This window comes from Nostoc sp. DedQUE02 (assembly GCF_034531035.1).
Classification (GTDB): domain Bacteria; phylum Cyanobacteriota; class Cyanobacteriia; order Cyanobacteriales; family Nostocaceae; genus Nostoc.
The window spans coordinates 1-11,974 of record NZ_JAVRBY020000037.1 but is presented as its reverse complement, the minus strand read 5'-3'; the positions used below and the strand labels follow the sequence as shown (position 1 = coordinate 11,974).

General features: G+C 40.1%; 12 protein-coding genes. 6 read left to right on the top strand and 6 right to left on the bottom strand.

Annotated elements, in window-relative coordinates:
• The first annotated feature begins 64 nt into the window (after nt 1-64).
• Complete coding sequence (locus RMX98_RS23635) at nt 65-535, top strand: DUF4079 domain-containing protein (RefSeq protein WP_322679239.1); 471 nt, start codon at nt 65-67, stop codon at nt 533-535.
• Between the two features lie 52 nt (nt 536-587).
• Here the strand turns inward: RMX98_RS23635 and RMX98_RS23630 are convergent, their stop codons facing one another.
• Nucleotides 588-1,259, bottom strand: a complete 672-nt coding sequence (locus tag RMX98_RS23630) for a DUF1997 domain-containing protein (protein ID WP_322679240.1) — start codon at nt 1,257-1,259, stop codon at nt 588-590.
• A 178-nt stretch (nt 1,260-1,437) separates the two neighbouring features.
• Between RMX98_RS23630 and RMX98_RS23625 the strand changes: the two genes are divergently transcribed.
• Together RMX98_RS23625 and RMX98_RS23620 are read left to right on the top strand one after the other, a co-directional pair.
• A complete protein-coding gene (locus tag RMX98_RS23625; protein WP_322679241.1) occupies nt 1,438-2,097 on the top strand; it encodes an NAD(P)H-binding protein in 660 nt (219 codons plus the stop codon).
• Nucleotides 2,098-2,310: 213 nt separating this feature from the next.
• Nucleotides 2,311-2,952: a glycoside hydrolase family protein gene (locus RMX98_RS23620; RefSeq protein WP_322679242.1), complete on the top strand. Its 642-nt coding sequence runs from the start codon at nt 2,311-2,313 to the stop codon at nt 2,950-2,952.
• Between the two features lie 17 nt (nt 2,953-2,969).
• Here RMX98_RS23620 and menH read toward each other — a convergent pair whose 3' ends face one another.
• The 5 genes from menH to metG all read right to left on the bottom strand — a co-directional run bounded on the left by menH (nt 2,970) and on the right by metG (nt 8,222).
• A complete protein-coding gene (gene menH, locus RMX98_RS23615; protein WP_322679243.1) occupies nt 2,970-3,788 on the bottom strand; it encodes a 2-succinyl-6-hydroxy-2,4-cyclohexadiene-1-carboxylate synthase in 819 nt (272 codons plus the stop codon).
• 222 nt (nt 3,789-4,010) lie between these two features.
• Nucleotides 4,011-4,412, bottom strand: coding sequence for a metal-sensitive transcriptional regulator (locus RMX98_RS23610; RefSeq protein WP_322679244.1), 402 nt, complete (start codon nt 4,410-4,412; stop codon nt 4,011-4,013).
• 201 nt (nt 4,413-4,613) lie between these two features.
• Nucleotides 4,614-5,822 carry an LPS export ABC transporter periplasmic protein LptC gene (gene lptC / locus RMX98_RS23605; protein WP_322679245.1) on the bottom strand — a complete coding sequence of 403 codons (1,209 nt, stop codon included), beginning with the start codon at nt 5,820-5,822 and terminating at the stop codon, nt 4,614-4,616.
• Entirely contained in the window at nt 5,822-6,451 is a 630-nt protein-coding gene (locus RMX98_RS23600) for an NYN domain-containing protein (RefSeq protein WP_094348455.1), read from the bottom strand. Before RMX98_RS23600 ends, lptC begins: the two co-directional genes overlap by 1 nt.
• A gap of 166 nt (nt 6,452-6,617) precedes the next feature.
• Nucleotides 6,618-8,222 carry a methionine--tRNA ligase gene (gene metG, locus RMX98_RS23595; protein WP_322679246.1) on the bottom strand — a complete coding sequence of 535 codons (1,605 nt, stop codon included), beginning with the start codon at nt 8,220-8,222 and terminating at the stop codon, nt 6,618-6,620.
• 379 nt (nt 8,223-8,601) lie between these two features.
• Between metG and RMX98_RS23590 the strand changes: the two genes are divergently transcribed.
• From RMX98_RS23590 to RMX98_RS23580, 3 genes are all read left to right on the top strand, one after another.
• Nucleotides 8,602-9,327, top strand: coding sequence for a 1-acyl-sn-glycerol-3-phosphate acyltransferase (locus RMX98_RS23590; protein ID WP_322679247.1), 726 nt, complete (start codon nt 8,602-8,604; stop codon nt 9,325-9,327).
• A 148-nt stretch (nt 9,328-9,475) separates the two neighbouring features.
• Complete coding sequence (locus tag RMX98_RS23585) at nt 9,476-10,294, top strand: alpha/beta hydrolase (RefSeq protein WP_322679248.1); 819 nt, start codon at nt 9,476-9,478, stop codon at nt 10,292-10,294.
• A 349-nt stretch (nt 10,295-10,643) separates the two neighbouring features.
• A complete protein-coding gene (locus RMX98_RS23580) occupies nt 10,644-11,810 on the top strand; it encodes an EcsC family protein (protein ID WP_322679249.1) in 1,167 nt (388 codons plus the stop codon).
• The last annotated feature ends 164 nt before the right edge of the window (nt 11,811-11,974 follow it).

Below are 11,974 nucleotides of genomic sequence, written 5' to 3'. Positions count from 1 at the left end.
AGCACAGAAAATAGAGTTATGCTAATTTTTATAAATATTTAATAATTAATTAGGGGAGAACACGATGAGTCTGGAACTTTCTACGTCGGTGAAATATTGGCTGAACTTCTTCCATCCGGTGCTCATGTGGGCGCTATTAGTACTCTCGATTTATGCTGCCTACTTGGGGCTGCAAGTACAGCGTACCAGAAATGCTCAGGGAGAAGAAAAGAAAGAACTCATTAAAGGTAGATATAACGTCAGACACTACCAAATCGGTTCTATACTCCTAGCTTTGATGGTGGCAGGTGCGATTGGTGGGATGGCTGTCACTTACATCAATAATGGTAAGTTATTTGTCGCGCCTCACCTGCTGGCGGGACTTGGCATGACGAGTCTAATTGCATTTTCTGCTGCTTTGTCCCCTTATATGCAGAAAGGGGCAAATTGGGCGCGTGCAACTCACATTTTGATAAATTTCACCCTTTTGGGACTTTTTGCTTGGCAGGCTGTTACTGGCGTGCAAATTGTCCAAAGAATTCTCACTCAAGCATAGTCTGTAAGTTATTTGTCAGTTAACAGACGATAACTGTTAACTGACTATTGACTCAACGCTTTTGCTTAAAATTAGCAGGAAAAGGTATTTCCAAAGATTTATGAAAATCTTCCTGAACTTTGCGAGTTAAGCGGCGGGAAACTTGGCGGACAATTTGGTTAAGTAAGCGATCGCCTGTAGATTGAATTATAGACTTGGGTAATCGCTGAATAAACCGAGGAAAGTGAAGATAAACTATCAAATCTAATTCCCATTCAACTCTTGTAACCTTACCAATGCTAGTGGAAACATCGGTTTCTTTTAACTCTAGAGATGCGCGATAGTCTACGTCATAACCAGGCGGTTGGTAGTCAGGAATGGGAATTGTACGGATGCGGTAAATACCCTCATCTGGAGGCAACAATTCTAAACCAATTTTCGGTTCTACTTCATAGCCAAAAGAACCAAAACGACCAATTGTTAAAGCATAGCCATTTTCCCCAAGTGATTGTACCTTCATAGGTTCAGCGCAACGCGAAAACCATGAGGCATGAGCGTTGAGATACTCAGCAACTTTCTCCACTGGGGCAGCCATTTCCATAAAATCTTCGTAACGACCGTAAAATTTTGTCAGCGTCGCTACATTTACTTCTGTTAATGTGTCCTCGGCTTCTTGAGTAGACACTACAGGTAAAACTGCTTCTGTTATTTCCCAGGATTTATATTCGCCTTTTCTTGAGAGCATAAATGCATTACTGTATATTTTGGCGTTGGTCTATATTAATGATTCCCCACACACCTGGGTCATTTCGCATTCAGATCCCATTTTGACTGAAACCTCATTAATCTGCCATCAGCTCCATAGAATTACTAAAATAAAGAACTGAACAAGCACACAATAGTTTCCCAGGATAGCATTTCTCATGAAAGCATTTGTAGCAGGGGCAACAGGTGAAACAGGTCGCCGGATTGTGCAAGAATTGATAGCGCGGAATATTCCCGTCCGAGCCTTGGTGCGGGATATAGAGAAAGCTAAGGGTATTCTGTCTCCTGAAGTCGAATTAGTCGTAGGCGACGTATTACAACCAGAAAGTTTAACTACGGCGTTGGGAGATAGCACAGTTGTGTTAGTTGCGACTGGCGCAAAACCTAGCTTTGACCCCACTGGGCCCTATAAAGTGGATTTTGAAGGCACTAGAAATTTAGTAGATACTGCTAAAAACAAGGGAATTGAGCATTTTGTCTTGGTTTCATCTTTGTGTACTTCCCAGCTTTTCCATCCCCTGAACTTGTTTTGGCTGATTTTGTTATGGAAAAAACAAGCTGAAGAGTATATCCAGAAAAGTGGTCTTACTTATACGATTGTGCGGCCTGGTGGCTTGAAAAATGAAGATAATTCCGATGCGATCGTGATGCAGAGTGCAGATACATTGTTTGACGGTAGCATCCCCAGGCAAAAAGTCGCCCAAGTTGCTGTTGAGGCGCTGTTTGAAGCAGATGCACGCAATAAAATTGTCGAAATTGTTGCTAAACCTGAAGCTACCTCTAAAACTTTTGGGGAATTATTTGCTAACGTCGTTTGAGGAAAAAGTGAGGAGTAGAAACGCGATTAATCGTATCTCTACTCCTCACTTTTAACTTGAGTGAAGCGCTGGTGAACTTTGCCAAAATGAGTTCGTCGATGATTTTGTTAGCAAAGAGAGCGAATTTGAAGGAGTTAGACTCTGAAAGGCTTTGAATTCAAAGGTGTTGAAAAACTTATTGGCCCAATAGCCGCGCTTCTCGGCTTTGTATATTTGTTGCAATGGTATATTGGAGACTTGCGATCGCCTTCTGATCCCATCTTTGAAAATAAACAGCCGCCTTTGGTCATGAAACAGGGCGATCCCTATATCCGCGCTTTAATGCGAACTATCTCGGCGAGTGAGGCTAGTGGAAACCGTCCCTATTCGCTGTTATACGGTGGACAGCAAGTCAATGACCTCAGCCGACATCCTGAGATATGCGTCACAATTGTCACAGGCCCCAACACAGGTAATTGTTCTACTGCTGCTGGCAGATATCAAATTATCAACGTTACTTGGTATCGTTTAGCCCCACGTTATCACCCTAAGCCGATGCAGATGATGTTTTGGACTGCTTATAGTTTTGAAGCAGAATATCAAGATATAGTAGTTTACCGTTGGTTAAATGATCCTAAAGTTTGGGGAACTGATCTTTCTCAACTGTTGCGTCAGGGAAAGTTAAATGAAGTTTTGCGGCGACTTTCTCCCACCTGGACAAGTCTGGGATATGGCATAGAAACTAATTCTGTTAGTAGCTCTTTACCTAAGGTTTATCAGAAAATGTTGCAAGAGGAATTAACGGCAGCAAAGCAACCAAAAACCCCAAATTCGATACCATCCCCAACTCCTTCTAGGAAGGCAGTAAAGAAGTAGTGAAGTTATTCTAATTTTTAACTTGTTGCAAAGAAAAAATCTTTGATATTTTTCACAAATGCTGAGGTATTTTCAAAATGAATATTATGTCCAGCATTACTAATTATTTTTATCTGGATAAATTCACATATTTTAGTCATTTTTATATTAATAGAGATAAATTTTTCATCATATTCACCAGTTAGCAAAAGAATAGGAATTTTATTATTTTTGAGAATTTCCCATAAAGAAGGTTGGCATCCAGTACCCATGAAACGCAGCGATTTATCTAATTCCTGTGGATCGTTCTGCAATCGGCTTTGTACCATGCGATCGTATTCTGGATGATTTTTTAGATTACCAAAAATCGTCTGATTATACCAATTTGCTAGAAAAGCAATAAAATCATTTTTTTCAATGCTTATTGTTAATTTTCTACCTATTTGTGTATCAATTTTAATGCGTTCTAATCGTTCTGCTTCTGTTGGCAAGCCTGGGGAAGCTGACTCTAGCACAACTTTATGAAAACGTTCTGGAAAATACATGGTAAGGTATAAAGCCAATCTCCCACCCATTGAATAACCAACTAAGAAGCATTTAGCAATTTTTAACTCATCCAGTAAGTTGATTAAAGCATGAGCAGTATTTGCCATTGTATAATACTCATTTCCACCAAAGACTTGAGTTTTACCATGTCCAGGTAGGTCAAGTGTTAGATAGGAAAATTCGTCAAATAGTAATTTTATGGCTTCATCAAATTCGTCAATATTTCCCATAAAGCCATGCAAAAAAATAATTAGTGGTTTATCTAAAGTGCCAATTAAAGAATAATGAAATTGATAATTTTTTCGGAGCATAGTTTAGCTAAAAACTATCGTTTTTGCACAGAGTATTATCTTACAAAATAAGCTTTTTTGTTTTTTTTGACGAGAGAATAAAGGAAAGTCTATTAAAATAGGTTTATGATCACTTCGCAAGCTGATGTTAGCGTGGTAAACTTCAGGATGCACTATTGAATTCTGATGTATTGCTGCTCCTACATCACGAATTCGGCGAATGCATTCTAAATTATTTTATTATTAAGGTAAAAATCGATCTAAAGCAGCTTTTAACTGTTTAATTTCAACGTCAATATTACCCTCTTGTGCCGCTCTACCAATACACTCAGTTAAATGTTCATCCAAAACAATTCGTGCGACTCGATCCAATGCGCCGCGCACTGCGGCAATTTGCAGTAAAACATCAGGACAAGGGGTACTTTGCTGCACCATTGTCTTAATACCACGAACATGTCCTTCTATACGTGATAATCGATTGACAATTCGCCGTAAAGACTCTTCGCTATGGACGTGAGGATGAGGCAACTCTCCAGTTCCATAAGTATGATCTGTATGCTCGTAGTCTGTATCGCGATCGTGGGAATGTTCTACTTGCTGGGATGTTGGCAAGAATTCCTTACCTAATTGGTTTGATCCATTCATGGGTTATCAGAGGACTTGTAATACCAAGATCGTAGCCTAGTACTCGACCAAAATTTATGAGTGGGGAGTGGGTGGATGAGAAAGATAAGGGAGAGTTGGAATTTTGTTCATTTCTCTCAAGGAATTGTTCATCTAAACTCAGACACTTGTTAACCGAGTTCAAAGACTTCTTACTCTTCACTCCCTACTCCCCTAAGTTTACTACCGACGATTGGCTCTTTCTTGGGGAATAATCTCTGTTACTACCCTACCGCTAGAGCTGCCGCCTTTAACAACAATATTTTCTGTTTGCAGATTACCAACGGCTGTTTCACCGACAAAATTTAATGGTGGATCAACTTGTCGATAAGTGACATTTCCTTGAGCTTCAACTAACTTATTATCTAAATACCAAGTTAATGTATTGGATCTCAGAGACTGGCGACGCTGCCCAACGGCGTTGACGTTTCCTGTCAAATAAACGATTTTTTGTGGTATTTTCATTTCACCTTGATTAGCTGTCACTGTTACGTTTTCGGCACGCTGGAACATTCGCGTAGGCGAGTTTGTGGTGACAGTTTCTGCGTTCATGTTCCAGATCATAGAGTTACTAGCTATTTGCATTGGTGGATCTAGTAAATCTAGTTGAGCATTTTGTTTGACAGTGGCAATTTTTGTTTTGAGGTTGACTTCAGCAGAATTTCCCTTGCCGCGATCGCTAATTTTATTATCTTTGTAGCGGTCAATTTCTATGGGGCGATCGCCAATCAGTTTTTCTTCTTTAATATTCCAAATTAAATGCTCGGTTCTCATTTGCATCTGGGGATCGGTGGAATTGGCTATTACCCCTCCCGAAAATTCCATACGCTGTTCGCGGGTTTTAACTCGCGCTTCCTGCGCCACTGCTTTTAGTTGTTTATGAGTACCATTAATCTGATTACGAACAATCAATAAATCTTCTTTGGGTCGCCATTCTAATTCATTACCTTGCAATACAATCCCATTACTAGGATCTATGGCAAATATCTTACCTTTAAGAAATAACTGCTTCCCATCTTGTTCAATGTCTGCGACATCTGCCTTGATTTGGTAAACTACTTTGCCATCTTGGTATAGTTCACCATAAGGACTTTCAGCCTGACCAATTTGTTTTTCTTTGGTGTATTTTGCCTTTTTAGCCCTAACTTTCCAAATCGGTCTTCCTACTTCATCTGCTTGTTCTAGGGTGACATCAAAAAAAGTCAAATCGCTATCTGATTTAGATGAAACCTCAGTATTTTGTTGAGAAGCTGGGGGAGATTTGCTCTCACAAGCGACTAAACCAAATATTAAGAACAAGGCCAAAGGTAAAACAAGAAAGGAGGGAGTGGAGGAGAAATTTTGAATTTTTCTCTTTCCCCATCTCCCTCTTGTATGAAATTGATGCGCCATTATTCTTGGATTTCTAAATGTCCATCACTAGTTCTAGGGTCTTCCAAAAAGCCGATCCCAGATAACGGCCGGTATGGATAGCTTTGACGAGGGGTCTTTTGAATATCCTCTTTGATCGCTTCTAAATCAATGTAGCGATCGCTGACATTAATTAAACTGTCACTGGTCATCGAACGCAAGCTCACCACTTCTACCCGCACGCCACGATAGCTGACTGAATTTACCGCATAAGCCAAATCCCCATCACCGCTAACTAAAACTGCGGTATCATAAGAATCTACTAGTGCCATCATGTCTACTGCTATTTCTACATCTAGGTTAGCTTTTTTAGAGCCATCTGGTAGCTGGACTAAATCTTTAGCAATGACTCGATAGCCATTGCGACGCATCCACAGCAAAAACCCCTGTTGCTTCTCGTTTGTCCGGTCTACACCAGTGTAGAAAAAAGAACGCAGCAGTCTAGAACCTCCTGTTAATCGACACAATAACTTGGTGTAGTCGATTTCGATCCCTAGTTGTAGTGCAGCGTAAAATAAATTTGAGCCATCAATAAATATGGCGACTCTACCCCGATTCTCTAAAACTTGTTCTGGCGTAAATATTGAATCGTTTTCCAAATTATTCAACATCATTGTGATACCTCAATTTTTATCCCTGTTATTTTTGATACAAATTACCAACTTTTAGATGCTAGTCACAGCGGCTTATGATAATGTTCCGGGGCTAATTTAAATTAAGCCCCGATAAATTTTTTGAGAAAATAAGAAATTGAACAAAATCAGAGTTTGATAAGGACTAATCGTTTTTCGGGGGTTCTATTCGCTGAAAAACAGGTTGGTATGTACCTAACTGTTGTTTGCTCGATAGTAGTCCCCATGTAGCATGGGTAGCAAAAGGAGCAGTAATAGAACTTTGTATTTGATCGTTAAAGTTTATTCCAAAGCCCAGCTGTTGATAAATATCGCTGCTGATGTTCGGAATAATTGGGGATAGCAGATAAGCTGCTAGTCTAACTGATTCTAGAAGTGCGTAGAGAACTTTTTCCACCGCCTCCTGCTGTCCCTGTTTATATAATGACCAAGGAGCTTGTTCATCAATAAACTTATTACTGGCTTGCGCCAGTGAAAGTATGGCCACGCAGGCTTGACTGAAGGCTAGCTCTTGGTATGCTTGTTTTACCTGTTCCCCTAGACGTAAACCAATTGCTTTCAAAGGATTTTCGTCAGGAATTGCTTCATTGGCGATTGATGGGACATTATTCTGGGCGCAGTACTTTTTCACCATGCTCAAAGTGCGATTGAGCAAATTACCTAAATCATTTGCCAAATCTGCATTCAGAACATTAATGAACCTAACTTCATTAAAATCTCCATCCTTGCCAAATTCGATTTCCTTAAGGAAGTAATAACGAACGGCATCACTACCATAGCGCTGAACTAACGCCACAGGATCAAGGGTGTTACCCAGACTTTTGCCCATCTTCTGCCCGTCTTTAGTCAAAAAGCCATGCCCAAAGACTCTTTCTGGCAAGGGTAAACCAGCCGATAACAGCATTGCTGGCCAGTAAACTGCATGGAAGCGCAGAATATCTTTACCAATTAGGTGCAGGTTAATCGGCCACCATGTTTCTAAAGCATTTGCTAAAGTCGGTTCTGCATCTGGTTCTAGTAGTGCTGTGACATAACCTAGCAGTGCATCAAACCAGACATAAAGGGTATGCTTGGGATCAACTGGTACGGGAAAACCCCAATCTAGATTCACTCGCGAAATAGAAAAATCTTGTAGCCCTTGATTGACAAAGCTGAGGACTTCATTACGCCGACTTTCTGGTTGAATAAAATCCGGTTTAGCTTGATAAAATTCTGTCAGCTTAGTTTGATATTTAGATAAACGGAAAAAATAGTTTTGTTCGTCTCGCCACTCCACTTCTTTGTTAGTATGAATTGGGCAACGGTGTCCTTCTAGTAGATCCCGTTCTTCTTTGAATTCTTCGCAGGATACGCAGTACCAGCCTTGTTGTTGTCCCTGGTAAATATCACCCGATTCCCATACTCGCTCAAAGAATTCTTTAACGATCGCTTGATGACGAGGCGCGGTAGTCCGACTAAAGCGATCGTATTGAATGTCTAGTAACTGCCATAAACTTACAAAACTAGGAACTATTTCATCACAAAACTCTTGTGGTGCTTTGCCTAAACTTTCTGCCGATCGCTGAATTTTTTGCCCATGCTCATCTGTACCTGTAATTAGTAATACCTTATGTCCTAGTAGTCTCTGAAATCGCGCGACTACATCTGCGGCGATCGTCGTATAAGCACTGCCTATATGGGGGACATCGTTTACGTAGTATAGAGGTGTGGTCAGTGCAAATGTCAATTCTTTTTTATTCACTAGATTCATAGAAAATAAAAATTAACTTATTAAAACGTTTTACTTCTTAGCTTTTGGCGGCAAAACCACGCAATTATACAATAATATTCATATTTTTTCCAATAACGTATTTATCCTAGCAAATTTATCAGGTCAAAAATTGTTTTTTAATATGCATCAATTAAATTCATTTTTACCTAAAAGATAGAAATTAACTAATCATAATTTTTTTGAATAGTTTATATCAGATATTCTTGTGTTCAAGAACACATAATTGAGAACGCAGAAAAACTAATTACTTTTGTAGATTAGATATTTCTATCTTAAGACGGTCATGGCGATAGTAAAGAAATGTGAAAATTAAATTAAGGTGAACTGCCATATTTAACGGAAAATATATTGATTAGGTATGAGTCGAAATAGCCCCCTAGAGATTTCTCGCGCTTTGGTGGCGGCACTCTCAACGCAAATGTTTCGCTATTATGAGGATCGGATTCCTCAGAATGCTAGCGTGTTGGTAGTCAGCAATCACCGCAGCTTTATGGATGCACTGATTTTAATGGCAGCGTTATCAAGTCCGATTCGCTTTGCTTGCCATCACTACATGGGGCAAGTGCCAATAATGCGGGAGATTGTCACCGGTCAATTGGGGTGTTTTCCTTTGGAGGAGACTCAAAACCGCCAGCAAAGCTTTTTTTCGCAGTCACAGATGTTATTGCAGTCCAAGCAGATGGTAGGAGTATTTCCAGAAGGGACAGAACCAATGGTGAAATTTACTCAGCCAGATCATCTGGGTGAGTTTCAGCGCGGATTTGCCCATTTGGCTTTGCGAGCGAATGTGCAAGATTTAGCGATTTTACCGATCGCGATCGCCTCCTTAGAAGAGGTAAACACATCTGGCTTTCCCTTAAAGCTTTTGAGTATATTTGACCCTTCAGAACCTTTATTTAATCAAAGTGGTTGGCATCCTTTGGTAATTTATCGCCGGGTTGCAGTGTTAATTGGTCGTCCTTATTGGATTACGCCCCAACATCATCAAAAATATCATGGCAAATACGCTAGAACTGTTGTGGCTGAACTGACAGAACACTGTCATGGTGAAATTAGCAATTTACTGCGTCAAGGTTGCTATTAAAGCGATTCGATTTGGAACTCAAAAGTAGCGAAGCTCGTAACAGCAACAATCAGCAGCCCAAAAGTTTTATACCATTGACTAATGACCATTGACCAATACTTCTCTAACGAGAGGCTACGCCAACGACTACGCTCAGTACAAGTGACCAATGATTATCCAAGAAGTTGAGCTAAATCCTTGTTTCCTGACTCCTGAACGAGTACAACCAGAGTATCCGCTATTGGTATATTTGCCAGGAATGGATGGAACTGGTCAATTATTGCGATCGCAAACAGCTGGATTAGAAACTGGTTTTGATGTCCGTTGTTTGGCACTCCCCCGGAAAGACCTTAACTCTTGGGATGTGTTAGCTAAGAGTGTATTGGACTTGATCGATGCTGAATTAGAAAAAAGCTCTCAGAGACCAGTTTACTTGTGTGGTGAGTCATTTGGTGGTTGCTTGGCAATGAAAGTCGCAATCCAAGCACCCCAATTATTTAAACGAATTATCCTGATTAACCCAGCTTCATCCTTTCATCTTCGTCCTTGGTTGAATTGGGCATCGCAACTCACTTATTTAGTGCCATCAGGATTGTATGATGTTGGCGCATTGGGGTTGTTGCCGTTTTTAGCATCTTTGCCACGTCTTTCTCGGAGCGATCGCCACGATTTGCTGAAAACTATGCGTTCTGTCCCGTCAGAAACCGTACTTTGGCGGTTGTCTTTACTGCGAGAGTTTCATATTGATGAGGAAAAATTGAGTCACTTGACTCAACCAGTTTTGTTGATTGCTGGTGGTAGCGATCGCCTTTTGCCCTCTGTAACTGAAGTAAAGCGGATAGGCAACATCTTACCAAATAACAAAATAGTTGTATTGCCTCATTGTGGACACGCTTGCTTGCTAGAACAAGATACTAATCTCTACGAAATTCTTCAGGCTAACGACTTTTTAGAAAGTAAAGCTGATATAGGTAGAGTTAAAAACTAACCACCTGAAATAGCTTAAGCACATATTTTTGGAGACTATCAAATGCTTGCTCTCAAAGAGTTCCTTAGCCTGCTCTTTGCCACCAATTACGAGTATTTGATAAAATAAGATTGCAAATAAAAGTGTGCGTTATGACTCCATAAATCCTCACTTTCCTAAAAGGTAAAGTGTTATTGATATTAGGTTATCAGTTATAAAATCAGAACCTCTGTCATCCTTCCTATGTCTATAGTTAAGACTCAAAATAATTTCTATTTGCTCTAAAAAATTGTACTTATAGAGGGATGTAGAGCCGCTCAGACTTCGCTACAACTTTAAATAGAGAGGCTTTACAGGATGGTGTCAAGCAATGACAAACAAACCCCAAGAAACAGAGGTGAATAAATTAGTTAATTCATCCAGAGAAATATCAGAAGTAGGAATTCAGACTCAATCATCAGTAGAAAATGAACCTTCTATATTCGAGTCTTTTATTCAAAATGTTGCTGAAACTGGCAAAGCAGTTTTAGACACAGCAGTAGAGGTGGGAGAAGCAACAGCCAAAGAAACACACAAATTTATTGAGCAAACAACTCAAAGCAGTGGTCAGATTGTAAATCGCCTCAGCGAAAATTGGCTGATTAGAAAACTATCTGGAGTGTTAAATCTAAATTGGCTAATTAGTGATACTAACCTTGTTGATTTGGAAGAAGCAGAAGCGGCGGTAAAAAAGCTTAAGCAACAGTATCCAAATGAATCACCTAGCGAGATTGCTCACCGAATCATGCTGGAAAAAGCAACTCAAGCAGGCACAGTGGGATTAGCCACTAGTATTTTGCCAGGTATAGCAGTGGCATTGTTGGCAATTGATTTAACAGCAACGACAAAATTGCAGTCAGAAATGCTTTATCAAATTGCATCTGTCTACGGGTTGGATTTAAAAGATCCTGCCCGTAAAGGTGAAATTTTGGCAATTTTTGGGTTGGCTTTGGGTGGAGGGCGTTTGTTGAAAGCCGCAGGATTAGGGTTGTTGCGAAATGTGCCCTTAGCGGGTGCAGTGATTGGAGCTAGTTCAAACGCGACGATGATTTATTCATTGGGATATGCTGCTTGTCGATTTTACGAAACCAAGCTGAATGAATCAACTTCCTTGGCATCGCCACAGACATTAGCAACATTAAAAGCCGAAAGTGAGAAGTATCTGGAAAGTGCGATCGCTCAAGAAGCCGTCATGGATCAAATCTTAGTTCACATGATCCTTGCTAGTCATCCAGACAAGACTTTAGAAGAAATTTTGCCAGAATTACAAGCTGTAAAACTCAGTCCTACCTCGTTGGATGCGATTGCTCAAAATATCAAATCACCTAAGTCTTTAGATATACTGCTCAATCAGCTAAATCGTGATTTTGCCATCCCCTTGCTAGCTCAGTGTAAAAAAATTACCCAGCTTGATAATAAGACTACACCACGCGAGCAAGAAATAATCGCCGCGATCGCCAAGAAATTTGATATTGATACAAATGCAATTGGGGCATAGCGCATTGGGCGTTAGGAGTGCTGAGTTCTGAGTGCTGAGTTCTGAGTGATGAGTTATGAGTTATGAGTTATGAGTTATGAGTTATGAGTTATGAGTTATGAGTTATGAATAAGGAGGGGAACTGCAGCACGGAAAAATACAAAAGACCAAAGACACAAGATAAA

Excerpts from the sequence above, each read along its gene's own strand:
- RMX98_RS23635 (WP_322679239.1), top strand. The coding sequence starts at position 65 with ATGAGTCTGGAACTTTCTACGTCGGTGAAATATTGGCTGAACTTCTTC.
- RMX98_RS23630 (WP_322679240.1), bottom strand. The coding sequence starts at position 1,259 with ATGCTCTCAAGAAAAGGCGAATATAAATCCTGGGAAATAACAGAAGCA.
- RMX98_RS23625 (WP_322679241.1), top strand. The coding sequence starts at position 1,438 with ATGAAAGCATTTGTAGCAGGGGCAACAGGTGAAACAGGTCGCCGGATT.
- menH (WP_322679243.1), bottom strand. The coding sequence starts at position 3,788 with ATGCTCCGAAAAAATTATCAATTTCATTATTCTTTAATTGGCACTTTA.
- RMX98_RS23610 (WP_322679244.1), bottom strand. The coding sequence starts at position 4,412 with ATGAATGGATCAAACCAATTAGGTAAGGAATTCTTGCCAACATCCCAG.
- lptC (WP_322679245.1), bottom strand. The coding sequence starts at position 5,822 with ATGGCGCATCAATTTCATACAAGAGGGAGATGGGGAAAGAGAAAAATT.
- RMX98_RS23600 (WP_094348455.1), bottom strand. The coding sequence starts at position 6,451 with ATGTTGAATAATTTGGAAAACGATTCAATATTTACGCCAGAACAAGTT.
- metG (WP_322679246.1), bottom strand. The coding sequence starts at position 8,222 with ATGAATCTAGTGAATAAAAAAGAATTGACATTTGCACTGACCACACCT.
- RMX98_RS23590 (WP_322679247.1), top strand. The coding sequence starts at position 8,602 with ATGAGTCGAAATAGCCCCCTAGAGATTTCTCGCGCTTTGGTGGCGGCA.
- RMX98_RS23585 (WP_322679248.1), top strand. The coding sequence starts at position 9,476 with ATGATTATCCAAGAAGTTGAGCTAAATCCTTGTTTCCTGACTCCTGAA.
- RMX98_RS23580 (WP_322679249.1), top strand. The coding sequence starts at position 10,644 with ATGACAAACAAACCCCAAGAAACAGAGGTGAATAAATTAGTTAATTCA.